The sequence below is a fragment of the Streptococcus sp. NSSLK0004 genome (assembly GCF_059039125.1).
Genome location: NZ_CM180142.1, coordinates 1,704,981 through 1,729,290 on the forward strand (window position 1 = coordinate 1,704,981; position 24,310 = coordinate 1,729,290).

Genomic DNA, 24,310 nt, shown 5'->3' on the forward strand with positions numbered 1-24,310 from the left:
ACTCTTTTTATAGAAAAAGGACCGGAAAATCCAGTCCTTAGGGGCAATTAAGCATTACCGCCGTTTTTCTTAATGATTTCATCTTGTACAGATTTTGGTACATCTTCGTAGTGGTCAAATACCATCATGAAGGTACCGCGACCTTGTGTTGCTGAACGAAGAACAGTTGCGTAACCGAACATTTCAGCAAGTGGTACATAAGCACGAACGATTTGTGTGTTACCACGAGCTTCCATACCATCAACGCGACCACGACGTGCAGTAACGTGACCCATAACGTCACCAAGGTTATCTTCTGGTGCAGTGATTGTTACGAGCATCATTGGCTCAAGGATAGTTGGTTGAGCTGACTTAGCCGCTTCTTTAAGGGCAAGAGATGCTGCCACTTTGAAGGCTGTTTCAGATGAGTCGACATCGTGGTATGAACCATCGTAAAGCTTCGCTTTAACGTCAACGATTGGGTAACCAGCAAGAACACCGTTAGCCATAGATTCTACGAGACCTTTTTCAACCGCTGGGATGAATTCACGTGGAACCACACCACCGACGATAGCGTTCTCGAACTCGAAACCTTTACCTTCTTCGTTTGGTGTGAATTCAATCCAAACATCACCGAATTGACCTTTACCACCAGACTGGCGTTTGAAGAAACCACGAGCTTGTGTAGAAGCGCGGAATGTTTCACGGTATGATACTTGAGGAGCACCTACGTTTGCTTCAACCTTGAATTCACGACGCATACGGTCAACAAGGACATCCAAGTGCAACTCACCCATACCAGAGATAACTGTTTCACCAGTTTCAACGTTTGTTTCAACACGGAATGTTGGATCTTCTTCAGCCAATTTAGACAGGGCGATACCCATCTTGTCTTGGTCAGCTTTAGACTTAGGCTCAACCATCAATTGGATAACTGGTTCTGGAACGTGGATTGACTCAAGGATTACTTTAGCTTTTTCATCTGTCAATGAGTCACCAGTTGTTGTATCTTTCAAACCAACCGCAGCGGCGATGTCACCAGCGTAAACAGTTTCAATTTCTTGACGGCTGTTTGCGTGCATTTGAAGGATACGTCCGATACGCTCGCGTTTACCTTTTGAAGTATTCAATACGTATGAACCGCTGTTAAGAACACCTGAGTACACACGGAAGAATGTCAAACGACCTACGAATGGGTCAGTCATGATCTTGAAGGCAAGAGCTGCAAATGGCTCTTCATCAGAAGCATGACGCTCTTCTTCAGCATCTGTATCTGGGTTAATCCCCTTGATAGCTGGGATGTCAACTGGGCTTGGAAGGTAGTCGATAACCGCATCAAGCATCAATTGAACACCTTTGTTTTTGAAGGCAGAACCACACAATACTGGGAAGAATTCAACGTTGATAGTTGCTTTACGGATAGCAGCTTTCAATTCTTCGTTAGCGATTTCTTCACCTTCAAGGTATTTCATCATCAATTCTTCATCAGTTTCAGCAACTGCTTCAACCAATTTTTCACGGTATTCTTCAGCTTGCTCAAGGTATTCAGCAGGAATATCTTCTTCAAGAATATCTGTACCAAGGTCGTTAGTATAGATTTCAGCTTTCATCTTGATCAAGTCGATGATTCCACGGAACTCATCTTCAGAACCGATTGGCAATTGAATTGGGTGAGCATTTGCTTGAAGACGCTCATGAAGTGTGCTTACTGAGTAAAGGAAGTCAGCACCGATTTTATCCATTTTGTTAGCAAATACGATACGTGGAACTCCGTACTCAGTTGCTTGACGCCAAACTGTTTCAGTTTGAGGCTCAACACCTGATTGTGAGTCAAGAACGGTTACCGCACCATCAAGAACGCGAAGTGAACGCTGTACTTCGATTGTGAAGTCCACGTGTCCTGGTGTGTCGATGATGTTTACACGGTGGTTGTTCCATTGAGCTGTTGTCGCAGCAGATGTGATAGTGATACCACGTTCTTGCTCTTGCTCCATCCAGTCCATTTGTGATGCACCTTCGTGAGTTTCACCGATCTTGTGGATTTTACCAGTGTAGTAAAGAATACGCTCAGTTGTCGTTGTTTTACCCGCGTCAACGTGCGCCATGATACCGATATTACGAGTTTTTTCTAATGAAAATTCGCGTGCCATGAGGTTTGTTCTCCTATATTTTTATTTTCTATTGTTTATTATACCACAGACCACATTTTAAGAAAAGCGAGTGGGCAAATCCCACCCGCTTAATTTCTTACTAATGGTGTGAAGTAGATGAGGAATTCTCAATCTTATTTGTGATGATTAAACAAAGTTCATTCATCTTAGATTAAATTCAGTTAACTTGCGTATATCCAATGTCGAACTGAACTCGAACGGCCTGCTGGCAACGAAAAAAGATAAATCTCATTGAATGCAAAAACATTTTGCTTCGATTTCCTATTTTTCGTCGGCAGGCACGTTCTCTGTATCTTAATCTTACCAGCGGAAGTGTGCGAATGCACGGTTCGCTTCTGCCATTTTGTGGGTGTCTTCACGTTTCTTAACTGCTGCACCAGTATTGTTTGCAGCATCCATGATTTCTTTCGCAAGGCGATCAACCATAGTGTGCTCACCACGGTTACGAGCGATTGTTACCAACCAACGAAGACCAAGTGTTGTACGACGCTCTGGACGAACTTCAACTGGAACTTGGTAGTTAGAACCACCAACACGACGTGCACGTACTTCAAGTACAGGCATGATGTTTTCCATTGCTGTTTCAAATACTTCAAGTGCATCGTTGCCAGTTGCTTCTTTGATTTGATCAAAAGCACCGTAAACGATTGATGCAGCAGTACCACGTTTGCCGTCCAACATAACACGGTTGATCAAACGAGTTACCAATTTTGAGTTATACAATGGATCTGGCAATACTTCGCGCTTAGGCGCTTGATTCTTACGACTCATTTATATTTCTCCCTTCTTACCCTTTTGGACGTTTTGTACCGTATTTAGAACGGCCTTGCTTACGGTCGTTTACACCTGCTGTATCAAGTGCACCACGAACGATATGGTAACGTACCCCTGGAAGGTCTTTTACACGTCCACCACGGATAAGCACAACACTGTGCTCTTGCAAGTTGTGGCCGATACCTGGGATATAAGCAGTAACTTCGATCAAGTTGCTCAAACGTACACGAGCGAATTTACGAAGGGCTGAGTTAGGTTTTTTAGGTGTCATTGTTCCGACACGAGTCGCTACACCACGTTTTTGTGGTGAAGAAACATTTGTTTGAACTTTTTTACGGCTGTTGTAACCAACGTTCAAAGCTGGTGAGTTAGATTTTTCTACTTTAGACTTACGTGGTTTACGTACCAACTGGTTAATTGTAGGCATCTACATTCTCCTGTATATTTTTTTATTTTTGGTGATAGGGCATTGGTGACAACCCCTATCTGTGTGTACTTTTGCAACATTTGTCAGCACGTCCCTGTACACTCTTGAGAGACCAAAAGTAAAAAGTACCGTTTATCATAATACCATAGACACGTATATTTGTCAAATAGATATGACTTTTTTGTATTTTTAATTTGCAGGGTCTTTTAAAACACTTTCTTGACTCTCTATTTTACTCCGCTCATTTTCTACCGCCATATCTGTTCGCTTCCAATCAAAATGGGTTCCGTTTACACTATAGGCATTGTAGCCCTTCCTATTTAGATAAGCTGCTGCTTGATTGGCATAGGTACAAAACAAACCTCTACAATAAAGAATAATAGGTTTATCGTACTGCAACTTTTCTAACTGCTCTTCTAATTGATTGAAGGGGATGTTCAGCGCACCGTCCACATGCTCTAATTCAAACTCACTCACAGAGCGTAAATCTACCAGTTGAGCCTGACTTGTAAAAACCTTGTTCTTTGCTTCATCTAACCCAATTGTCTGAATAGCTTCGTCCTGATTAAGATAACTTTTTTCAATCCAGTCCAGCATAGGAGATTGTTCTTCGCTAATGGAGTGAATATTGTACAGTAATTTCTCTACAGTCGGAGTAGAAATACTGTACCAAATATATTTTCCGTCTTTTTCAATCGTGACTAACGAGGCTTCTTTCAAAACTTGCAAATGTCTCGAAGTATTAGCTGTTGTCATATCTGTCATTTTTGTTAATTGCTCTACAGTCTTTGGTCCATGAATCAAGCGATGAAGAATCTCTAACCGCTTCTCACTTGAAAGAGCTTTGGCAATCCGAACATACTCTAAAAACACTTGATCCATATAATGACGTTCTTGGGTCATGCTTACTCCTTGTTGAAACTTTCTGCCTTTCATTATAGCACATATCAAAAATACTCTGCCAGTCAGAACTAGCAAAGTATTTTCAGGATGAAATTAGATATTCACTTTCTTGGCAACCATGTTCCCTAGCACACCTCCTGCTACGAGGACGACTAGGAAAATCCAACCCGACAAGGAATAATTAGCAATCGGAGTAAAGAGTGCTCCTACATTACAACCATTGGACAAGCGCGTTCCAAATCCCATCAATAGTCCACCTAAAGCGAAAAAGAAAGCTTGTTTGGGAGTGATTTTCAACTCAGACTTAGTTGCTTTACTAAATGTACCCGAGGTCAATAGGAAGATAATTGTCCCAAGCATGATTCCGAAATTTTGTGTGCTAATAGGATGTTCAAAGAATGGGGTTGAAAAAGCACCTTCTGGCATGAGACTAAACTCCGCTAAGCTACTAGCGTCAACTCCAAACAGCATCAAAAATTGGCCGAACCAGAGGCCATAAGGTGTACTTGCTCCCCAACCAGCTTTTGTTACCCCCATTAAAAGCGTGAAAAGTATCGCAAGAATCACCGCTGCCTTACGCAAGGACCAAGCTTTTACAAATAGGCGGTCATACCAATTAGTTTCTCCTGTCGGATCCGCCAGAGACTCCGCCACTTCCATGTCCTGAATTTTCTCACCAAAGTGACCTGTGTATGTGTCCGCCTGCTTCCGATGATTTTCGTATCGATAGGAGAACCAAATAACAATTCCACAGAGGAGACCTGTAAGAAGCAATGCCCCTAAATAACCATCTAAACCATCAAATTTGAACAAATCTGGAAGATAGACACCTCCATATAGTTTAGAACCAACTTCCGTTGTAAACCAAGATTTTGTAATCCAGCTAGCTGAATTCTGAATTGGAAAACCAACAAAAACACCAAAACAGAAAAATACTAAAGTAATCAACCCGCGGGGCAAAGCTGTAACTAAGTCTGTCAACACTCCGGAGGCACAACAGGAGGAGAAGGTCATCCCAAATCCAAATAGAACCCCTCCTAAAAGGAGGCCTAAATTAATTGGATTCACCCACAAATCATACGATGTTGCATCTGCATTAAACAAGAAAGCTGTACTTAGCAGAGTTGTAATAAAGAACATCATCATCATTGTACGCATCAGTCGTGTAGAACCTGTTCTATAAGCTCGATTGACACTACCCGCAAAGCCCGTATATCCTCGACTAAGTGTGTAGCCCAAGGCTACTCCTATAATAAGGCGGAAAAACAACATATTAGATGATAGCAATTTTGGTCCCAAGACCAGAATAGCTGCTACTAATAGAAAACCGCTATAACGTTCCACTTGTTTCATAAAAACTCCTTTTTATTGTGTTTATTCTTCGTAAAATGAAAATAAAGAAATCCTAAACCAATCCAAATTCCCAAAATCCCAAATGAATAGGGAGACAGCTGGCTCGGTGAATTGGGAAAGACGAGTAAGATGACAAATGCAATCCCTACCAGCATTCCCAGTAAACTTTGATATTGCTGCATCCGATTTCTAGCAAGCTTACTACTAATATAGCAAACATAAGCATAGGTTACTGCAGCCATCAAACTGGACAAATCAACAATATATAAAATCACACTTCTCCCCAATAAGGGCATAAGAACACTGATAAATGTTACAAATCGTAAGGCGTTTGTCGGTACCTGGTAGTGATTTTCTTTGGCAAAGTAAGCAGGAAGCAGGTTGTGAGTTGCCAGGGAGGACAGTACTCGGCTACTCCCAACCAGAAATCCGTTAATCCCACCAACTACTGCTGCAAAAAGTGCAATACATAAGCCAGAAAAACCAATCCAACCTGCATACTCCAGAATAGCACTTCCTGACGCCCAGACAAACTTAGTTGCCTGAATTGGAGAATAAGCCAACGCAGTAATCACATTTAACATATTGTAGATTAGCATTCCGACTATCGTTGCTAAAACTGTCATTTTTGTCGCAAAGCGATGTGGAAAACCAAGATCCGTCAAAACCTGAGGTACAATATCAAATCCCACAAAAAGGAACGGAATAATTGCTAATACTTTCAAAATCGCTGCGCTGTCAATATGAACATCTTCTACATAACTGCTTATGAATTGACCTCTGTTTCCAAAGAAAATCATATAAATAAAGCCGATGACAACGATGACTACAAGACTTGTAATCAATATCTTCTGTAAGTGCATAGACAGAGAAATTCCTTGTAGGTTAATCCAATAAAATACTAGAATGACCACTGTCGTAATCAACAAATCTGTCATATAAACAGGATAAGAAGCAACTGTGTAGAGATATCCATAGGAAACGCCTCCAACTAATTGTTTCAACACTAGAACAATCGCAGTAGCATTCAAAGGAATTAAGGTCAGATAACAAAAAGATAACGCCCATCCAACCAAAAAACCATGTCCACGCCCCATATGTGCAAGTACATAGGAAAACTCTCCGCCCCGCTCATGATGGTGCTCCATCATAACATGGTAGCCCATCTGAATAAAATAAATCAACACAGCTCCTAATAAGAAGGCAAGCGCTGTGTTAACAACCCCAGCTTCTGGTAGAAATTTATTTCCTGGGAGATAAAAAGCACCCCAACCAATAACAGAACCAATTACCAATGAAATAACATCTAATTTCGATAAAGTCTGTCTGGCATTATTCAAAATTATACCCCGTTACAATTGGTGTTCGATTGGTTGTCATATCCTTGAAATACTCATAATAACTCAAGGCCAAGAAAGATCCTTGAACATTGATAATATTTTCAAAACCATAACCTTTCAAAGCACGTATAGCATAGTAGCTGTTCCAAGAAGTCCGACAATGAATGTAAACTGGTCTGTCTTTCGGAATTTCATCTACTCGTTCGCGGATTTCATCTAAAGGAATATTCACCGCGCCGACAACATGAGACTTGTTAAAGGCTTCTCTGCCGCGAACATCCAAAATAAATGCACCTTCATCTACTAACCGACGCACACTCGTAACAGAGACTTGCTTGTAATCTCCATTGAGGTAATTTAGACCAACAATTCCAGCGAAATTAACCACGTCTTTTGCCGTTGAAAACGCAGGGGCGTAACACAATTCTAAGTCTTTCAAATCCTCAAGATAACCGCCAAAACTGATTACTGTTGCAATTACATTAATATTCTTAACAGGATTACCCTTGCTAATAGCTTGAGCTCCCAATATCTTTCCAGTTGGATACTGATACAATAATTTGAAATGCATTGGCGTAGCATCTGGCATTAAACCAACACGGTCATTTGGAATTACTAAAGCTACTCGATAATCTATGGCAGCTTTCTGGCAATCTTTTTCATTCAATCCTGTATTTGCGGCATTTAAGCCAAAGACACGAATACAAGACGAGCCAATTACACCACGATTCCGATTTTGTTTTCCTGAAATAGCATCTGCCACATTACGAGCTTGCTTTTGAGCCGGACCTGCGAGAGGTAATCTTGTTTTTTGTCCTGTGATGTGGTGTACTACTTCAATTGCATCACCGACTGCATAAACGTCTGGTAAGTTTGTTTGATAGCGATAATCCACTTCAATCGCGCCAGTTTCTCCTAACTGTATACCAGAATTGACAGCAAAATCAACGTCTGGTGTTACCCCAATGGCTAACACAACTGCTTGTGCAGGCAAACGGTCCCCACTACGTAGAACAACTTCCTCATTGGTAATTTCCACAACACTGTCTTCCAAAACAAGTCGAACACCATTATCGTACAATTCCTTATGGAGCATCTGGACCATGTCATCATCAAAAGGTGTCATAATTTGTGAACTAGCTTCAACAAGACTCACTTCCTTACCAGAATGACGTAAACATTCAACAGCTTCAACACCAATAAAACCTCCACCAATCACTACTATCTGTTCTACACTTGAATCATTGAGATAGTGATCAAGATTCCGCACATCCGACACATTTTTCAACGTAAAAACATGAGGAGCATCAATCCCCTTAATACTCGTTGGCCGAATCGCTTTGGCACCTGGTGACAGAATAAGGGCATCGTACCAGTCTTGAAATTCCTCGCCTGTATCAAGGTTTTTTACGACAACCTTGTGCTCATCTGCAAGAATTTCAAGAACTTCATGACGAGTCTTGGCATCTAGATTATAAGTTTTCTTAAAACTCTCGGAATTATAGAAAACTAAATCCTCTATATTTTCCACCTCACCACTAAAATAGTTTGGTAAGCAGCAATTAGAAAAAGAAATATCATAACCTTTATCGTAGATATGAATCTCACTTGTTTCATCAATTCTACGTAGACGAGCTGCAACAGATGCTCCTCCCGCGACGCCACCTACAACAATATATTTTTTTGCCATAGTTACCTCCTTTGTGATTTTTTTCTCAAACATATTCTATCACTCAATTGAATGTTTGTCAACGATTTCAAAATAAAAATGGCAGTCTCCCACCACTTGTTCACATAACTATTTTATTATTCTCCCAGTTGCCCAGGTAAGACCAATTTCTCCTTATAGGGAAAGGTTTTGTCGAAGTCTTCTAATGCCTCTTCATTCACTGCATAACCTGGCGGATCAGTAAACCACCAGTCCCTACCTTCTAGAGCTTCCGGCTGAAAGACCTTAACCAAGAAATAATCGGCTTCTGGATCCGCCTGATAGCGAATGCCAACTTCTTTTCCCTTGACAAAACCGAATCGACTGTAATAGTCCGGAAAACCAGTAATAGCCACCAATACCGCTCCGCTATTTTCCGCCAAAGCCAGCGAATGCTCTAAAAAAGCCTGACCATAACCACGGCCTTGCTGCTCTGGCAAAATGCTAAAGGGTCCAAAGGTCAGACTAGGAAGACTAGTATCATCTACTGTGATTTCTGACGCAACATAAAGAACATGCCCCATCAGCTTCAGCGACAAGATTGAGGTCCGACACCACATGACTCTGACCACGTAGCTGATGGACGATGAGGTGCTCCGTCGCACCGGGGTGGTAAACATTCCAAAAGGCCTCTCGAGTGAGTTCTTCAACCGCACGGCAATCCTTTTCTTCTTCTCTTCTAATGATGAGTGACATACTATCTCCTTATTAGCTATTCTATTTTTGAAATAGAGCAATATATTCCTCTAAGTAAAAAGAAAAGAGATTATCTCTCCTCTTTATTAACTGAAATAATAGCCAAGACTCCACTACCTGTATGAGTTGCGATAATTGGTCCCAATTCTGTCACAAGGACGTCTGTCACCTGTTCATCTTCTAGAAGACTAGTCTTGACTGCCTCAGCTGTCTCCAAGTCACCTGTGTAGGCTACCATGACAGTCGAATGGTCTAGGTTGGCAAGGGTCAAGCTCATCATTTCCTTGATACCTTTTTTGCGACCACGAACTTTTCCAATTGGTTCCAATTTCCCATCTGCATTAATAGATATTAAAGGTTTAATATTTACCAACCCACCAATAAGTGCAGCCGCTTTAGACAAACGACCACCACGCACCAAATGGTTGAGGTCATCAACTAAGAGATAGGTACGCAAACGTGGAACTAAATCTTCGATAAGCGCTTTGGTTTCTGCCAAACTCTTTCCCGCAGCACGTGCTTGAACAGCTTGCATGACCAAATAGCCTTCACCGATAGAAGCAGCCTTTGTATCAACAATCTCAATCACAGCATTTGGATAGTTGTCCAAAACCATCTCACGCGCAATAGTTCCACTCTGATAGGTACCTGAAAGAGCTGAAGAGAAAGCGAGATAAAGCACCTCTTGACCTTCCTTGGCAGCGGCTTCAAATACTTCTTCAAACTGACCAACGTTGACCTGACTAGTTGTCGGAAGGCCTCCAGTCTCCATTTTTTCAAGCAAGCTTGCGCTTGTCAAACGATTATCACCAACCGTTTCATAAGTTACACCATCTAGGTTAATGGTCAAACCAAGCACTGTTACCTCGTTTTCTTTTACCCAATTTACTGGCAAATCCGATGTTGAATCCGTTACAATTTTAAAAGTCACTCTTTCATTTCCTCCATCATTTCTTTTAAAGCTTGAAAATTTCCATCTGACCATGGATTAAGACGTGGGGTATAAAGCTCCACCTGGTCCACAAATTTGTCCAAGTCCTTCTTGATGACTCTGGTACGTTCTTCTAACTCACGCGCCGAAACCCGCAAAGCACCTTGCGAAAAAACAACCCATTGTTCGTTGAGGTCGCTGGTTGCGACTGAAACTTGCTTACGACGGTCACTATTAAGCTGAGCGCTGAGGCGCTCAATATAGCTATCAGCCGTTTCCTCCTCTTCAGTAAAAATAACCGAAACTCTAAACTCATCATACTGCTGACGAAGTCCTGGCACATGTTGGGCATCAAAGACACAGACAACCTCAATATTTTCAAAAGCTGCATAGTGGGACAAGAAGGTACGAAGCAAGGTCGTTCTTGCCGCGTCTAAATTTCCCTTCTTAAAATCCTGCTTGGTTGACTGCCAAAAGGCAATCATATTGTAGCCATCTACAATAAGCACTTTTTCTTTCATCTAAATCTTCTTCCGAAATACTTCGTACATGAGTACAGCCGCAGCCACACTGGCATTGAGAGACTGAACATGACCTTTCATGGGAATAGTAATCATCTCATCCACCTGCTTTTTGATATTACTGGAAATCCCTTTACCTTCGTTACCAATAATAAGAGCTAGTTTGCCAGCCGTATTCCACTTGTGGCTTGGGGTTCCGTTCATATCGGTACCAAATACCCAGAAACCAGCCTCCTTGAGCTTATCAAGGGTTTGGCTAAGATTGGTCACTCGGGCGATTGGCACATGGGCCACTGCACCTGTGGAGGTCTTAGCCACAACGGGCGTCACACCAACTGCTCGGTGCTTGGGAATGATAATGCCTGCCACCTGAGTCGCATCTGCGGTCCGTAAAATCGAGCCAAAGTTGTGGGGGTCTGTCAATCCGTCCAAGATGAGAATGAGAGGATTGTCTTCTGCTTCCGCCTTTTCTAAAATCACAGACAGGTCCTCATAAGCAAACTCGGATACCCGCAGGACAAATCCTTGGTGAACTGCACCTCCTGTCATATCTGACAAGGTCTTTTTGGGCGTCCAAGAAATCGACACCTTCTTTTCTGCCGCAAGTGCTTTTATTTTTTCAACATTTTTTCCGCGCAAATCATCCTGAATGTAGAGTTTGTTGCCTGTGTTGGCTTCCAAACTCTCCACTACAGCGTGCACGCCATATACGATATCATTTTGTTCCATGGATTTATTATAGCATATTCTTGCATAATCAAGTTATAAGTTTTCAAAAAAACAGACAAAGAGGACTCCTTGTCTGTCGCATCCTATTGTGAAACAAGCTGACTGAAATAATTTCTTAACTCAGCATTCGCCGTTTCTCTAAAATAGAGGGTTTGCTCTGGATTCCCTTGATTTTGCTCAGTTATCCATACTTGACCAAAACCATTGTGAATGGTAAAGAGATAAAGGTGTGAAGTTGGTGATGCTCCTACATTCTCTGTATCGGCATAAACAGCAACCAATGCGTAACGATTTGGGGATGAAAGGCCATTTTTTGACCAAACAAGATAGGGAGTTTCCCCGTTAAAATCCGGTTTCATCCCTTTAAATTGTGTACTATCTCCACTAGGATTTAAAAGAGAATTCGGAACTGTTACACCATAATAGTTTAGAGGCGTCTCTTCTGTATAACTCTGATACTTCTGATTCATTCGTGGCCCCCAATCACTGACGATATAATTGTAAAGTTGCTCACTCTTGCTTTGATTCCATAAAATCTCCTCTGCTACTGCACTTGGAGTCGTTTGGCTAGTAGACGAGGAACTGGAAGTTTGTGCAGAGTTTGAGGAAGATCTAGCAGTCACTTGGTCTGCAGATAAAATAATCGCAATCGTAGCCCCCTTCCTAACCTTGCTGCCACTACTTGGAGACGTCTGACTTACTAAACCGGACGTTACTGACGGATCTTCAATTTCTGAAATAGTGCCAATTTCTAAGCCTGCTTTTTCTAACTTAATCTTGGCCGCCTCCAAAGTCATATTAGAAACATCTGGCACTTCAATATTAGCAGATTGACTTGAGCTTGTGGTGGATTGCCTTGTCGAATTTTTAGAGACAGAAGACGTCACATCAGAAACAGAAGTCAATTCAGTTTCTATACTTCTCTGAGCAAAATAGGTAAAAATAAGGGGGAAGAGCGTTAGAACAGCAAAAACAGAAACTAATATAACTAATTTCCTACTCCTAGCCTTGTCTGAAAGTTCAACTTCCTGCGCCAATTCTCGCAGCATATCTTGCAACTCTTGATTTTGATTTTCTACCTGTTCTACATCGGTGTCCTCTCCGTTAGATTGTTCGGACTTTCTCCGTTCTTTTCGACTATACTGTGCGGAAGTAGTATCTTCAATAAGTTCATCCGGTGTATCATAAACTTGACTCGGTGCATACTTTCCAACTTCATAATCTAAAACGGATGATTCGTCCAGTTGTGACACCTGATTCTCCATCTGTTCAGAAGTCTCATCGGTTGTAGAATATACCTCTTGTTTCGCTCGAGGCATCGGTTTCTCCCAGTTACGTGTTCGACCTTTATATTTTCTATTAGATGGTTGCATACAATTCTCCTATTCAGCTAAAAGAAGGATATTTTTGTATATCCGTTGTAAATTGGCACGTTTCGTTGCTCCAAAACTTGTAAACACATCTACCCAGTACCAAATAACCAATAGGAGCATGCATAGGAGTACTGTAAGCATTATCCCAATACCTCCAGCAATCATAGAAGATTCACTGCCCAACGATGCAAACAAAGCTGGCAATAAAAGAAAGCTCGACAAATTGAAAAAGAAGAGCTTGGCAATTCCTGTAGCCACATCTCCGATATAGAATTTATCCAATCCTGTCCAACCTAAAAAAATCGCTAGTACCAGCGTGATAACAGGTGATTTTACCGGTACAGCCAATAGTGCATAGTGTTGTCGCTCAGGTAATAAATGTAATCTGTATCGTAACGTTTCTAATTCTGTTGTAGGAAGCGAGCTAGAATTGGCTGCAATAAAACTATCCACCGAACCTGTAAACATGTTTCATCTCCTTTTATAAGCTAAAAACCATATATAACATTATAACTCTTTTCCCAAGTAAAAACAATGTTCGCTGTGACATATATTCCTAGAAAATGAACTATTCTCTCTTTCTCAGCAAAATAAAAAATGACAGATAGTGACTCTGATAGCTGTCTAAAGTTTATACTCTTCTTAACCTCTCAACTTCCCCTCCCAATCAATCGCTCCAAGTTGATAGGCTTCTTGATGTAGGAGTTCTGCTATGGTTAACTTGTCTAATTCCGCATAGAAGGCATCTAGTCCTTTTTCAAGAACGGTCAAAATCTTACCCTCACTTTCTTGAACATGGGCTTGGTCATCAAAAATGCTATGGGAGAGGTGCTTGAACTGAATAGTATCTTCATGGAGTTTTAAGGCAAAAAAGACATCTTTTAGGCTAATCTCCTCAACAGACCTGCCCAGTTGATAGCCACCTGCCTTGCTGGCATTGGCAAGGACCAAGCCGGATTTAGATAGCTTCATCAGGATTTTCTTCAGATAAGAATCGGAAACTTGTAAGACCTGACTAAGGACATGGCTTTTGACAGGGCGGTGGTCTTCTTGTAAGGCTAGGATAATCAGTACATAGACTGCTTGTTCGACACTTTTGTTGATTTTCATTGGTCCTCCAAGGTGTGTTTGCCTGCTCTTAGAATGGTGGCATAGAGGGTTTTGGCCATTTTTCCTGCTAGGCGGTTGGCTAACTTTTGCCCGAATGGTGTGGGTACCTCAATCTCAATGGTCCAAGTCACCTTGGTTTGTCGCTCTGCTATTTTCTCAAAAGCAATCTCCGTGAAATCCTGACGGACAGCTGGGAATGAACGATTGACCTTGTAACAAATAGACTGGTTAGGCTTGACGGCAGTGATTTCTTCTCTATACCAACCTGCTATCATGATAATATCACGCTGGGAGCCTTTTGTCCACCTGTCACTTCCTCTCCACGCTGACCGAAATACAATGGGAGAGGCAATGAAATTTTCTGAATGTTAAAACCAAGTAAAGACTGTGTCTAAAGGGGCTGCAATATCTTGGCTAATGGTGACTCGTTCAACTGCCATTTACTTCACCATTTTGGAAACCAACTCGTCTGCCACTTCGGTCACCAAGACAGGTTTCATGTTTTTCACGAACAGACCAAAGAATTTGAAAATTGGAACCAGCTTGGCAAGAGTGTCATTTCGTCCATTGCCATAAACAACGGTCGGCTCAACCACTTCAGTGCGAATGCCGCTGGCACGGAGTTGGTCTGCGATGCGTTTTTTGCCGTCTAGGAAGGATTTTGGTCCCAAAAGACCACCAATAAAGCCCATAGCCTTGACTTTCTTGTCCTTGGCAATCTGCAACATAACCTGAGCTGGCTTGTCATTGACCGCTTCAAAGGCAGCTGGGTTGCTTTCTGGGCGACCAACAAAGTCCACGATGTAGTCAACCTGGTCTGGTAGGACAGCTGCCACTGCTTTATAATCTGACACATCAGCCGCAAGATTATGAATGCGAGCGTTGGCAAGCTGGTTTTTGCCAGAGCGTGAGATGACATAAAAGACAGCACTTGGGTCTTTTTTGAGCCATTTTTCTGTCACATTGCGACCGATATAGCCGTTCCCGCCGAGTAATACTACGCTTGTCATAATGACACCTCTTTCTTAGGAGTTTTATTATCCTTGGTTATCGGTATATATCCGAAGACTTTTTTTGTCAACGGTTTTGTTCAAAAAATTAGAAAAACATGATAAGCATCATTTGACAGTAGGTCTCCCCTATGGTATCCTTACGTCTATTAATTTGTCCGTACAAACGGAAAATAAAAGGAGATTATATGACACTTATTTTTGGAATTGTGGCAGGCCTGATCGCCTTTGCGATTGGTGGTTTGTGGTATGGTTTGATATTCCGTGATGCTTGGATTGAAGCCTCTGGCATTGATATGGCCAAGGTTGAAGCAGATCGTAAGACAGGAAAAAACGGTCAAAAGGAAATGGTGATTTCTTTGGCCATTGAAGTTGTGACTGCTGTCGTGACGATTTTCTTCATCAAAACTCTTGATGTTTCACCACTCCACGCAGCTGGCGGCATGGGCGTGATTGCAGTCCTTGCTTCATTGAAAAACTATGTCTTTGAGCAACGCCCTCTTAAACTCATCCTCATCAACGAAAGCTACAAATTGGTCTGCTACTTAGTAGTTGGAATCATTGCTCTATTTGCATAAACACAACCCTCCTAAAAGTAGGAGGGTTTTATGGTACAATAGAAGGAAGATTGATACAAAAGGAGCCTGTATGTCCCTCTCCCTACGAACTATTAAACTGATTTTTGCTACTGTCCTAGCTATTTACCTAGCGACTGCTCTAGGTTTGTCCTATGCCACAGCAGCTGGCATCATCGCCATTCTTAGTGTCCTAGACACCCGCAAGTCCAGCTTCAAAATGGCCCGCAACCGCCTCTTTTCTACCCTCCTGGCCCTCAGCATAGCCGTCCTCACCTTCGCCCTCTTTGGCTTTGGTATCTGGACCCTAGGCATCTACCTCGCCCTCTATGTCCCCTTGGCCTACCGTTTCAACTGGGAAGCTGGCATTGCACCTTCGACGGTCCTCGTCACCCACCTCTTGCTAGAGCAGGATATTTCTCTGACTTTTTTGGGAAATGAGCTGGCGCTTTTTCTGATTGGGGCGGGACTGGCACTTTTCTTTAACCTCTATATGCCCTCGCAGGATAAGAAAATCGAGGCCTATCACGACCAAGTTGAAGACCTGCTCAAACAAATTCTGCTCCGCTTTGAAGCCTTCTTGCTCAACGGCGATGGACGAAACGAGGCAGAATTAATTACGCAGCTGGATAAAATCTTGGATGAGGCCCTGAAAGTCGTCTATCTAGACCGTCACAATCAACTCTTCCAACAAACTAATTACCAAGTCCATTACTTTGAAATGCGGACCGCACAAAACAAAATCCTACGGACCATGGCAAGCAATATCAACAAGTGTTTACTAGAAGGGCGTGAAAACATCATCTTGGCCAGCCTCTTCGAACGAGCAGCTCAGCAACTTAGCCGCGAAAACTCTGCCAAGGAATTATTGCTAGATATTGAGCTGTTTCATGCAACCTTCCGCCAACGACCGCTACCTCAAACCCGAGAAGAATTTGAAACCCGTGCCACTCTCTTTCAACTCCTACATAACATGGAAGCCTTTATTCAACTTAAGGTCGAATTCTATGAGATTTATAATGAAGAAGAATCGTCAGTCTAACTTATGGTTCTTTTAGTTATTTATTTTTAGCAAAAACCGCCAGTTTTTGAACTGACGGCAGGTGTTTTATGAACAATTTTATACGATTGCTTGGCTTGTTTCATCATCAAAGAAGTGTGCTTTGTTGAGGTTAAAGGTCAAGCGAACTTTATCTCCTGGATTGTGGTAATCACGCGCATCTACACGAGATACAAATTCTGTATTTCCTACTTTAGAGTACAGCATTGTTTCTGCACCGAGAAGCTCTGATACAACCACTTCTGCTTCTACGATAGAAGATGGGTAAGTATCCAATTCCAACTGCGAAGCTTTAATATCTTCTGGACGGATACCAAGCGTGAATTTCTTACCAGCATAGCCTTTTTCTTCCAAGTGTTTACGACGGCCTTCTGGAAGATCTACCTTGAAACCATCTCCAACAAGTACACCATCTTGCAAGCTTACACTGAAGAAGTTCATTGCAGGACTACCGATGAAGCTAGCAACAAATTTGTTTACAGGTTTATTGTAAAGTTCTTCTGGGCTACCGATTTGTTCGATGCGACCAATTGTTCCTGTACCCGCTTCATTCTTAGTAGCAGACATGATAACGATACGATCTGCCAAAGTCATCGCTTCTGTTTGGTCGTGCGTTACATAGATAGTTGTTGCTCCGATACGCCGGTGAATTTTCGCAATCTCAGTACGCATAGAAACACGAAGTTTTGCATCTAAGTTTGACAATGGCTCGTCCATCAAGAAGACTTTAGCATCACGGACAATGGCACGTCCCATAGCAACACGTTGGCGTTGACCACCTGAAAGGTCAGCTGGTTTACGTTGCAAGAATTCAGTCAAGCCGAGAATTTGCGCTGCCTCTTCTACACGCTTTTTAATTTCATCTTTACTGTATTTACGCAATTTAAGACCGAAAGCCATGTTATCAAATACAGTCATGTGTGGATAAAGGGCATAGTTCTGGAATACCATGGCGATATCACGGTCTTTTGGAGCCACATCATTCATCAGAACGCCATCGATGTATGCTTCACCTTCTGTGATATCTTCCAAACCAGCAATCATACGAAGAGTTGTTGATTTACCACATCCTGAAGGACCTACGAATACGATAAATTCCTTATCCTTAATATCCAAGTTAAAGTCTTCCACAGAATAGTGCTCACTGTTTGGATATTTTTTATAAATGTTTTTTAAATTCAATTGAACCATGGTCAATCCTCACTTTCTTTGATGAATTCATTATAAATGAAAACGTTTTACTTTTCTATGTCAGATTGAACAAAAAGAAAACAATCTTTTGTACAAGTTGCACAAAAGACTGTTCTTGCTACTTCAATAGTTCGCTTTTCAAAAAGTTAACTAACCGTTCTGGATGTTCCGGTAAAAAAATCGCTGAAGCTAGTTTAGAACGGTGAGCTGTGTTCTCAAAAGCCACAACGCTTTTTCCCCTCTCTTTTGCCTTAGAAACAATATCGTAAACCTCCGCGTAATGGTTAATATCTAAATAGCAATCACAATAATTTAGTAATTTATCTACTCTAGCATCAATAATCTCTGGATAAACATGGACATTGTCATAATTCATTAAGGATTTTAGTTTAGGAGAAACCATAGTATAGGCTGCGATATGAAATTGAACCTCTGGCAAGTGGGTGATAATATAGTCTATCTGCTCCAACTGATCTGACTCAGTCAGAATAAAAGCATGTTTCTTATAGATTGTCATACCATCCATAGCCTCCTTAAAGCCAACAGTTTCCTGCCTTCTACCATCTAGTGAATTCAGGTCTAAACTAGAATAGTACCACCAGAGTTCTCTAAATCGTGCAACACTGTAGTCATTCCATGGCTTATCGGAGGTTAAAAAATGTACAATGGTAGGCGTCCAATCACCAATATTTTCATAAAGATAAGCTCTGTGATCATAACGGCTCACTACGTCATAGGTTTGATAATTGTACCGCTTATCCAATGCTATCCATTTATTTTCAGCAACTAGATTCAAGATGCTTTGATCTCCGTTTCTGACGGATGAAAATTTCTGCATTGCAACCTTGAGCAAGGTTTGTGTAAGCTCTTTACGACGCCATAGTTCAAGATTAAGCAACATAACTCCCGAATTAAAATTCCCTGCTTCATTCTTGTTAGGATCTTCAACTGCTGCTAGAAACATATCTTCCAAGTCTAACTCAAACAAGGTATCCAGCGGTCCATTAACAATAATATCTGAATCCAGGTAAAGCGCCTTTTGTTCTGCTACAAATTGCGGAATAAAAAAACGAAGCCAGGAACTAGACGGAAGAAAAGATTGAAGCGAGTTGACCGACTCATCAGCAATATAAACTGACTTTAAATTGGAACCTAGATGTTGCAATTGCTTGTTAACAAGTCTTACCCATTCAATCGGAACATCACCTTGATGGAATAAATAAAAATCAATATCTCGGTTATAAACAGATATAGACTTTATCGTTACTAATGCTTTTTCTAAGTAATTTTTATCCGTAGCTAAAACGATTGCTTTTCTCATAAGTAACTCCTATTAGACGTTCAAATCCATGATAACCATATAGCAAACAGCCAAATCTGTCAATTCCTTGAGCTGTAACCCCGTCCAATCAAACCACTTATCCAAGCGATACTGTAGTGTATTTCGGTGAATATAAAGAGACTGGGCTGCCTTGGTTATGACCGCACCTTCTTCCCAAAGGGCTTGAATTTCTTTTTCCAATTGCTGGTGAGCAATCAGGCTCGTTAACCCTTCTCCCAAAACAGGATAAAGTTGACCGGCCCAAAGATAAAGTTGACCAAAGGTAAGCAACCGTGATTGATGGTGGCTATTTCTCCAATGACGAAAGAGGGATTGTTCAGCTTCAATCAACTGTGGCCAAGAAGGTAACAATTTTGCAGGCCAAATTTGCCCCAAAAACAAGACAATTCTTAGACCAAAGTCAAACTCCATGGTGGCAAGGGTATCACGCAGGATTTCCTTAACATCCAAAAGGGGAGACTGGTGTAGGATAAACATATAATCTTGTCCATTTCCCGTATAATGCCCTTGAAGATTAGGTAGAAGTTTTGCCATCATATCAAGCCAAGCCAACTTCCCATCTTCATCAGATACATGGCCTATGTGTGCATGAATGACCTGCAGCTTTTCCAATGACTGAGGAAGTGGGCCTATTCCTTGAAAATAGCGCCCCCAAGGATGCCCCTGTTCTATACTTGGATCACTCAAGAGCATATCAATCAGTTCTAACTCCCGCTCTGTCAAATCTTTACGATCTAAAACAAACCAGGCATCATCGGCTAGGGGTAACTGTATACTAGCTACATTTTCTTTCTTTTCAAATGCAATTCTTCCCTTCGGAAAGAGGCGCTGCAATTGCTCTTTATTGGTCATCTGCCCCCCCCCTTTTTGTATTCTATACTTGTTGGCGCTATTGAAGGTCTTCCACTCGTTCAATACACCACTCTATTAACTCTTCCAACCGCTCAACTTGGTCTGTCATGTGTAAGTAGCCCAAAACAGCCTCAAAACCTGTTGACATTCGATAGGTCACCACATCTGCGTTCTTAGCCTTGGTGTGACTATGGCTATTTCTCCCCCGCTTGTAAATTTCTTCTTCTTTTTCGGTCAATAGCTGAGCTTCTAAGAGAGCTGAAATCAAACTTGCCTGTGCCTTGGCTGAGACATATTTGTTAGCCTCACCGTGTAATTTGTTGGGCTTGGTTAACCCTTTGAAAATCAAGTGCCGTCTGATATACATGGAATAGACAGCGTCCCCTTCAAAAGCAAGGGCAATACCGTTAATGAGATTGACATCTACTGCCTTAGTCACGTGTCCACCTCACACCGTCCTTGGTATCCAAGAGCTTGATGCCCTGAGCCGCCAATTCATCACGAATACGGTCAGCTGTCGCAAAGTCACGATTGGCACGCGCCACTTGGCGTTCTTCTATCAAAGCCTCAATCTCGCTGTCCAAAACTTCCTCTTCAAAGACAATGCCAAAAACTTCTAGCATTTTCCCAAAGGCTTCTTTGACAGCTTCATCATAGTTTCCAGAGTTAATCCATTTGGCAAAGTCAAAGATGGCTGTGATTCCATTTGCTGCATTAAAATCATCATCCATAGCTATCTCAAAAGCCGACAAGTGTTTAGCCAATCCTGTCTCATCTGATACACTCGATACTGGTTGGGTATAGGTATTTTTCAAGTATTTGAGATTGACTTCCGCATCCGAAATTGCCTTTTCTGTATAGTTGAGCGGACGACGGTAATGCTGAGTGGATAGGAAGAAACGCAAGACCTGTCCATCGATTTGTTCCAACATATCATGGGCTGTCAGGAAATTGCCCAAGGACTTGGACATCTTCTCATCGTTGATATTGAGCATGGCATTGTGCATCCAGTAGTTGGCAAAGGTTTGCCCTGTTTTGCACTCAGACTGGGCGATTTCATTGGTATGGTGAGGGAATTCCAAGTCCGCACCACCACCGTGAATATCAATGGTATCTCCTAAAATCTCAGTCGCCATAACCGAACACTCAATATGCCAACCTGGGCGACCAGCTCCCCATGGACTTTCCCAAGACACTTCGCCTGGCTTAGCTGATTTCCAAAGCGCAAAGTCAAAGGGATGTTCTTTCAGTTGACCTTCTCCCTCAACACGACCAGAAGCACCAGCCTCTAGGTCAGACAAGGTTTTATTGGCCAAACGAGCATAGTTTGCTGCCTTTTCCACACGGAAATAAACATCACCAGCCGCTTCATAGGCGTAACCTTTGTCAATCAAGACCTGCACAAAATCAATGATTTCATCCATATATTCGATGACACGTGGATTTTTTGTGGCAGGTTTAACACCCAATTTTGCCACATCTTCCTTGAAAGCTGCGATAAATTTATCTGACAGTTCCTTGGTTGTCATACCCGCTTCATTTGCCGCCTTGATAATCTTGTCGTCCACATCCGTAAAGTTAGAAATGTAAGTTACATCAAAACCACGGTATTCAAAATAGCGGCGGATGGTATCAAAAGCCACCACACTGCGGGCATTACCGATATGGATATAGTTGTAAACCGTTGGACCGCAGACATACATCTTAACTTTTCCTTCTTCCAAGGGCACAAAGTCACGCAAACTGCGGGTCATGGTATCGTAAATTTTAATCATGCTTTCTCCTACTTTTTCTTCCGCTTCATCCAAAGCAAGACCAGTCGGATTACCCAAAAGATTGCTAAGGCAACCCAGATATGACCAAGCCCATAGGAACCCCGACTATAATTTAAAACAGCCAACACAATGGCCAAAATCAGATTGACTGGATAGAGCCAGTCGCTTCCTTTAAATGTTTTCATTTGTTACTCCTTTTGCAATCGCCATGGCCACTTCAAAGAAGGTCATACTGTCAGCCGTCCGTTCTGCCCGACGGGCATCCCATTCATTCTTGTGGTGGTCCACATAGTCTGCCGTGTAGAAAAACTGATAGACCTTGGCCTGACGAAAGTTTGCCCAGGCCATGATAGCAGAAGCTTCCATATCGACCACCATGGCACCAGCGGCTAGGCGACGCTTGACCTTGGCAGCGGTTTCCCGAAAGAAAGCGTCCGTGGTCCAGGTCTTGGCCCGCACGTGCTCAATCCCTGCTTGGTCCAAGGCCTTTTCCATGGTTAATAGAGAAGCAGGGTCATAGCTGATTTCCTCGCTGGCAGGAGCGTAGTGGTAACTAGTTCCCTCGTCCCGAAGAGCAGAGCTAGGAAGGATAATCTTATCCGCAGCAAGCGACTTATCCAGCACACCGCAGGAACCAAGAACGATAAAATTCTCAAAACCACAGGCTTTCAGCTCTTCCAGATGACCAACTGCCATTGGAGCACCGATTACTGCCAACATGACCGCAACCTGCAGTCCATCTCTTTCCAAAATATACCAAGGATGACAACCATTTAGGGTCTGTAAATGACCACCCTCTCTGCTCTCAGCTAGCTGACTTACGCGGTCCACGATTTCCCCATTGAAGGAGAAAATCATGGTCTCACATACCTCACCGCCACCACGGATAGCCTTATCCGTCGGTTCAATGACTGCAGAAACCTCTTCAAATTCTTCTAGTAGCATATCAACCTTCTTTCGGGTCTAAGTAGACCACTTGAGTCTGCTTTGTAAAACCGATATTTTCATACAACCGTTTGGCGATGAGGTTGTCATCTTCGACGGCGATTTGAAAAAGGTTGTCGTTTTTCGTGATAAGGTCATTGATGACAGCTTTGACTAAGTAAGTGCCGTAACCTTTTTGTTGCTGGTCGGGTGCAATAGCTAAACCGTAAAGGTAGTTATCATCAGTCGAGATGTCTACTGTGCAAGACCCGATAACCGCTCCGCTATGTTCCAAAAGATAAAGCAAACTATCTGCATCCGCAATGGCTTCACGGGCGTAACGAAGCGCCACCTCGTAGTCACTATCAAAGACCTCTGCCTGGAAACGTGCAATATCGTCTGCATGGTGAGCTTGTGCCAAACTTACTGTGAGTCCAGCCTGTTGTGAGAACTGATAAGGCTCCCGCTCACGACCCATCCAAGTCTCAGTATCCGTATCTTCTACCAAGTCCCAGGCTATCGCAAGATCTGGGTGCTTGTCCAGAAAGACACGTTCGGTCTGAAAGGTCACACTAGCGATAGGATACTTAGCCGTCTTCGTCTGGTAGTTGGCATAGAGCTTTCGTGCTATCCCCTGTCTACGGTAGTCTGGATGCACGAGAATCGCCAGTTCCACATCCTCATCATCGGCATAAACAGTCAAAAGTCCTACCAACTGTTCACCTTGATAAGCCAAGAAAAAAGCTGGCATTTTAGGGTCAAAGTTGAGCATATTTGACAGGTAAGGGTCACGATAGGTGCCGTCATGGGATTGTACGGTGCTTATCAGAGTTTTTGCTGCGAATAACTGCTTGGGATTTAGAACATTAGTTGCTATTATCATGCTTACCTCTTATCTCTATAACTACTCACATAGGAAGGCTTTCCTACAAATGAGATGAATGGTGGCTGGCTTCTCTTAATTCTGCTAACTTGGTCGTGTAATGTTCACGGCCATCTTCCATGTCATGAATGACCTTCTCATCTTTTTGTCCATGTACACGGACGATTTTAGCCGGCATTCCGACAACTGTCACATCTGCTGGAACATCCGCTAGGACAACGGCAGCTGCACCCACTTTAGCATTCTCCCCAATCTCAATAGGGCCAATGATCTGGGCATGGGCAGAAACTAAGGCACCTCTTCGTACAGTTGGGTGGCGTTTTCCTGTATCTTTCCCCGTCCCTCCAAGAGTTACTCCATGGTAGAGCATGACGCCAGATTCGATAATGGAGGTTTCCCCAATGACTAGGCCTGCACCGTGGTCAATGAAAACTCCTGAAGCAATCTCGGCGCCTGGATGAATCTCAATATTGGTCCAAAAGCGCCAAAATTGACTGTGCATCCGAGCTAGTAATTTAAAGCCTTTCTTCCACATCCAATGGGACAGACGATGAGCAGCCAAGGCCTTAACACCTGGATAGGTCAAAAGGACTTCTAAGCTAGTCCGTGCTGCCGGATCTTTTTCTTTTACAATCTCAATGGTGTCCTTCCACCACCCCATAGTCACTCCTTCTAGCGAGAAG

Annotated in this window: 27 protein-coding genes; 2 read left to right on the plus strand and 25 right to left on the minus strand. The window is 42.5% G+C overall.

The window, feature by feature from the left end; translation table 11 throughout:
* Positions 1-47: 47 nt before the first annotated feature.
* The 16 genes from fusA to AC4CS8_RS08845 all read right to left on the minus strand — a co-directional run bounded on the left by fusA (position 48) and on the right by AC4CS8_RS08845 (position 15,025).
* Positions 48-2,129, minus strand: a complete 2,082-nt coding sequence (fusA, locus tag AC4CS8_RS08770) for an elongation factor G (RefSeq protein ID WP_493892822.1) — start codon at positions 2,127-2,129, stop codon at positions 48-50.
* 321 nt (positions 2,130-2,450) lie between these two features.
* Positions 2,451-2,921 carry a 30S ribosomal protein S7 gene (gene rpsG / locus AC4CS8_RS08775; RefSeq protein ID WP_029178040.1) on the minus strand — a complete coding sequence of 157 codons (471 nt, stop codon included), beginning with the start codon at positions 2,919-2,921 and terminating at the stop codon, positions 2,451-2,453.
* Positions 2,922-2,937: 16 nt separating this feature from the next.
* The gene (gene rpsL / locus AC4CS8_RS08780) at positions 2,938-3,351 is read right to left on the minus strand and encodes a 30S ribosomal protein S12 (protein ID WP_222290947.1); all 414 of its coding nucleotides are present in this window, start codon (positions 3,349-3,351) and stop codon (positions 2,938-2,940) included.
* A 189-nt stretch (positions 3,352-3,540) separates the two neighbouring features.
* On the minus strand, positions 3,541-4,254 hold the full coding sequence (locus AC4CS8_RS08785; protein ID WP_493892823.1) for an ArsR/SmtB family transcription factor: 714 nt from the start codon (positions 4,252-4,254) through the stop codon (positions 3,541-3,543).
* A gap of 93 nt (positions 4,255-4,347) precedes the next feature.
* Positions 4,348-5,607: a YeeE/YedE thiosulfate transporter family protein gene (locus AC4CS8_RS08790; protein WP_493892824.1), complete on the minus strand. Its 1,260-nt coding sequence runs from the start codon at positions 5,605-5,607 to the stop codon at positions 4,348-4,350.
* The gene (locus AC4CS8_RS08795; protein WP_493892825.1) at positions 5,604-6,947 is read right to left on the minus strand and encodes an APC family permease; all 1,344 of its coding nucleotides are present in this window, start codon (positions 6,945-6,947) and stop codon (positions 5,604-5,606) included. Before AC4CS8_RS08795 ends, AC4CS8_RS08790 begins: the two co-directional genes overlap by 4 nt.
* A complete protein-coding gene (locus tag AC4CS8_RS08800) occupies positions 6,940-8,637 on the minus strand; it encodes an FAD-dependent oxidoreductase (RefSeq protein ID WP_493892826.1) in 1,698 nt (565 codons plus the stop codon). The genes AC4CS8_RS08795 and AC4CS8_RS08800 overlap by 8 nt, the downstream gene beginning before the upstream one ends.
* Before the next feature lie 116 nt (positions 8,638-8,753).
* The gene (locus AC4CS8_RS08805) at positions 8,754-9,275 is read right to left on the minus strand and encodes a GNAT family N-acetyltransferase (RefSeq protein WP_493892827.1); all 522 of its coding nucleotides are present in this window, start codon (positions 9,273-9,275) and stop codon (positions 8,754-8,756) included.
* Positions 9,276-9,421: 146 nt separating this feature from the next.
* Positions 9,422-10,282 (minus strand): DegV family protein, encoded by an 861-nt coding sequence (locus AC4CS8_RS08810; RefSeq protein WP_493892828.1) that lies wholly within the window; start codon positions 10,280-10,282, stop codon positions 9,422-9,424.
* Positions 10,279-10,803 carry an NYN domain-containing protein gene (locus tag AC4CS8_RS08815; protein ID WP_493892829.1) on the minus strand — a complete coding sequence of 175 codons (525 nt, stop codon included), beginning with the start codon at positions 10,801-10,803 and terminating at the stop codon, positions 10,279-10,281. The genes AC4CS8_RS08810 and AC4CS8_RS08815 overlap by 4 nt, the downstream gene beginning before the upstream one ends.
* A complete protein-coding gene (gene rlmB / locus AC4CS8_RS08820) occupies positions 10,804-11,532 on the minus strand; it encodes a 23S rRNA (guanosine(2251)-2'-O)-methyltransferase RlmB (RefSeq protein ID WP_493892830.1) in 729 nt (242 codons plus the stop codon).
* A gap of 83 nt (positions 11,533-11,615) precedes the next feature.
* On the minus strand, positions 11,616-12,905 hold the full coding sequence (locus AC4CS8_RS08825) for a DUF4767 domain-containing protein (RefSeq protein ID WP_493892831.1): 1,290 nt from the start codon (positions 12,903-12,905) through the stop codon (positions 11,616-11,618).
* A 9-nt stretch (positions 12,906-12,914) separates the two neighbouring features.
* The gene (locus AC4CS8_RS08830) at positions 12,915-13,373 is read right to left on the minus strand and encodes a TM2 domain-containing protein (protein ID WP_493892832.1); all 459 of its coding nucleotides are present in this window, start codon (positions 13,371-13,373) and stop codon (positions 12,915-12,917) included.
* A 174-nt stretch (positions 13,374-13,547) separates the two neighbouring features.
* Positions 13,548-14,015 (minus strand): RrF2 family transcriptional regulator, encoded by a 468-nt coding sequence (locus AC4CS8_RS08835; RefSeq protein ID WP_493892833.1) that lies wholly within the window; start codon positions 14,013-14,015, stop codon positions 13,548-13,550.
* The gene (locus tag AC4CS8_RS08840; RefSeq protein ID WP_493893884.1) at positions 14,012-14,368 is read right to left on the minus strand and encodes an SRPBCC family protein; all 357 of its coding nucleotides are present in this window, start codon (positions 14,366-14,368) and stop codon (positions 14,012-14,014) included. Before AC4CS8_RS08840 ends, AC4CS8_RS08835 begins: the two co-directional genes overlap by 4 nt.
* An 87-nt stretch (positions 14,369-14,455) precedes the next feature.
* On the minus strand, positions 14,456-15,025 hold the full coding sequence (locus AC4CS8_RS08845; protein ID WP_493892834.1) for an NAD-dependent epimerase/dehydratase family protein: 570 nt from the start codon (positions 15,023-15,025) through the stop codon (positions 14,456-14,458).
* Positions 15,026-15,213: 188 nt separating this feature from the next.
* On the opposite strand from AC4CS8_RS08845, the gene AC4CS8_RS08850 reads away from it, so the two are divergent.
* On the plus strand, positions 15,214-15,603 hold the full coding sequence (locus tag AC4CS8_RS08850) for a DUF1761 domain-containing protein (protein WP_493892835.1): 390 nt from the start codon (positions 15,214-15,216) through the stop codon (positions 15,601-15,603).
* Positions 15,604-15,673: 70 nt separating this feature from the next.
* Positions 15,674-16,642 (plus strand): aromatic acid exporter family protein, encoded by a 969-nt coding sequence (locus AC4CS8_RS08855; protein ID WP_493892836.1) that lies wholly within the window; start codon positions 15,674-15,676, stop codon positions 16,640-16,642.
* Between the two features lie 78 nt (positions 16,643-16,720).
* On the opposite strand, the gene AC4CS8_RS08860 is transcribed toward AC4CS8_RS08855, so the two are convergent.
* The 9 genes from AC4CS8_RS08860 to cysE form a co-directional block, all read right to left on the minus strand.
* Entirely contained in the window at positions 16,721-17,851 is a 1,131-nt protein-coding gene (locus AC4CS8_RS08860) for an ABC transporter ATP-binding protein (RefSeq protein WP_493892837.1), read from the minus strand.
* A gap of 118 nt (positions 17,852-17,969) precedes the next feature.
* Positions 17,970-19,172, minus strand: coding sequence for a glycosyltransferase family 8 protein (locus tag AC4CS8_RS08865; RefSeq protein ID WP_493892838.1), 1,203 nt, complete (start codon positions 19,170-19,172; stop codon positions 17,970-17,972).
* Between the two features lie 12 nt (positions 19,173-19,184).
* Complete coding sequence (locus AC4CS8_RS08870) at positions 19,185-20,045, minus strand: helix-turn-helix domain-containing protein (RefSeq protein ID WP_493892839.1); 861 nt, start codon at positions 20,043-20,045, stop codon at positions 19,185-19,187.
* A 37-nt stretch (positions 20,046-20,082) separates the two neighbouring features.
* Complete coding sequence (locus AC4CS8_RS08875; RefSeq protein ID WP_493892840.1) at positions 20,083-20,484, minus strand: Mini-ribonuclease 3; 402 nt, start codon at positions 20,482-20,484, stop codon at positions 20,083-20,085.
* A complete protein-coding gene (gene cysS / locus AC4CS8_RS08880) occupies positions 20,477-21,820 on the minus strand; it encodes a cysteine--tRNA ligase (protein WP_493892841.1) in 1,344 nt (447 codons plus the stop codon). Before cysS ends, AC4CS8_RS08875 begins: the two co-directional genes overlap by 8 nt.
* Before the next feature lie 8 nt (positions 21,821-21,828).
* Positions 21,829-22,005 carry a hypothetical protein gene (locus AC4CS8_RS08885; RefSeq protein WP_493892842.1) on the minus strand — a complete coding sequence of 59 codons (177 nt, stop codon included), beginning with the start codon at positions 22,003-22,005 and terminating at the stop codon, positions 21,829-21,831.
* Positions 21,992-22,765, minus strand: a complete 774-nt coding sequence (locus AC4CS8_RS08890) for a nucleoside phosphorylase (RefSeq protein WP_493892843.1) — start codon at positions 22,763-22,765, stop codon at positions 21,992-21,994. The genes AC4CS8_RS08885 and AC4CS8_RS08890 overlap by 14 nt, the downstream gene beginning before the upstream one ends.
* Position 22,766: 1 nt before the next feature.
* Entirely contained in the window at positions 22,767-23,627 is an 861-nt protein-coding gene (locus AC4CS8_RS08895) for a GNAT family N-acetyltransferase (protein ID WP_493892844.1), read from the minus strand.
* Positions 23,628-23,670: 43 nt separating this feature from the next.
* Positions 23,671-24,288, minus strand: coding sequence for a serine O-acetyltransferase (cysE, locus tag AC4CS8_RS08900; protein ID WP_332429874.1), 618 nt, complete (start codon positions 24,286-24,288; stop codon positions 23,671-23,673).
* Positions 24,289-24,310 lie beyond the last annotated feature (22 nt).

Bases quoted from the DNA above. Each gene is read 5' to 3' on its own strand.
- AC4CS8_RS08835 (WP_493892833.1), bottom strand. From the start codon at position 14,015: ATGAAAATCAACAAAAGTGTCGAACAAGCAGTCTATGTACTGATTATC.
- AC4CS8_RS08830 (WP_493892832.1), bottom strand. From the start codon at position 13,373: ATGTTTACAGGTTCGGTGGATAGTTTTATTGCAGCCAATTCTAGCTCG.
- fusA (WP_493892822.1), bottom strand. From the start codon at position 2,129: ATGGCACGCGAATTTTCATTAGAAAAAACTCGTAATATCGGTATCATG.
- AC4CS8_RS08845 (WP_493892834.1), bottom strand. From the start codon at position 15,025: ATGACAAGCGTAGTATTACTCGGCGGGAACGGCTATATCGGTCGCAAT.
- AC4CS8_RS08805 (WP_493892827.1), bottom strand. From the start codon at position 9,275: ATGTTTACCACCCCGGTGCGACGGAGCACCTCATCGTCCATCAGCTAC.
- AC4CS8_RS08895 (WP_493892844.1), bottom strand. From the start codon at position 23,627: ATGATAATAGCAACTAATGTTCTAAATCCCAAGCAGTTATTCGCAGCA.
- AC4CS8_RS08855 (WP_493892836.1), top strand. From the start codon at position 15,674: ATGTCCCTCTCCCTACGAACTATTAAACTGATTTTTGCTACTGTCCTA.
- AC4CS8_RS08860 (WP_493892837.1), bottom strand. From the start codon at position 17,851: ATGGTTCAATTGAATTTAAAAAACATTTATAAAAAATATCCAAACAGT.
- cysS (WP_493892841.1), bottom strand. From the start codon at position 21,820: ATGATTAAAATTTACGATACCATGACCCGCAGTTTGCGTGACTTTGTG.
- rlmB (WP_493892830.1), bottom strand. From the start codon at position 11,532: ATGGAACAAAATGATATCGTATATGGCGTGCACGCTGTAGTGGAGAGT.
- AC4CS8_RS08785 (WP_493892823.1), bottom strand. From the start codon at position 4,254: ATGACCCAAGAACGTCATTATATGGATCAAGTGTTTTTAGAGTATGTT.
- AC4CS8_RS08890 (WP_493892843.1), bottom strand. From the start codon at position 22,765: ATGCTACTAGAAGAATTTGAAGAGGTTTCTGCAGTCATTGAACCGACG.
- AC4CS8_RS08885 (WP_493892842.1), bottom strand. From the start codon at position 22,005: ATGAAAACATTTAAAGGAAGCGACTGGCTCTATCCAGTCAATCTGATT.
- cysE (WP_332429874.1), bottom strand. From the start codon at position 24,288: ATGGGGTGGTGGAAGGACACCATTGAGATTGTAAAAGAAAAAGATCCG.
- AC4CS8_RS08800 (WP_493892826.1), bottom strand. From the start codon at position 8,637: ATGGCAAAAAAATATATTGTTGTAGGTGGCGTCGCGGGAGGAGCATCT.
- AC4CS8_RS08850 (WP_493892835.1), top strand. From the start codon at position 15,214: ATGACACTTATTTTTGGAATTGTGGCAGGCCTGATCGCCTTTGCGATT.
- AC4CS8_RS08790 (WP_493892824.1), bottom strand. From the start codon at position 5,607: ATGAAACAAGTGGAACGTTATAGCGGTTTTCTATTAGTAGCAGCTATT.
- AC4CS8_RS08870 (WP_493892839.1), bottom strand. From the start codon at position 20,045: ATGACCAATAAAGAGCAATTGCAGCGCCTCTTTCCGAAGGGAAGAATT.
- rpsG (WP_029178040.1), bottom strand. From the start codon at position 2,921: ATGAGTCGTAAGAATCAAGCGCCTAAGCGCGAAGTATTGCCAGATCCA.
- AC4CS8_RS08815 (WP_493892829.1), bottom strand. From the start codon at position 10,803: ATGAAAGAAAAAGTGCTTATTGTAGATGGCTACAATATGATTGCCTTT.
- AC4CS8_RS08825 (WP_493892831.1), bottom strand. From the start codon at position 12,905: ATGCAACCATCTAATAGAAAATATAAAGGTCGAACACGTAACTGGGAG.
- rpsL (WP_222290947.1), bottom strand. From the start codon at position 3,351: ATGCCTACAATTAACCAGTTGGTACGTAAACCACGTAAGTCTAAAGTA.
- AC4CS8_RS08865 (WP_493892838.1), bottom strand. From the start codon at position 19,172: ATGAGAAAAGCAATCGTTTTAGCTACGGATAAAAATTACTTAGAAAAA.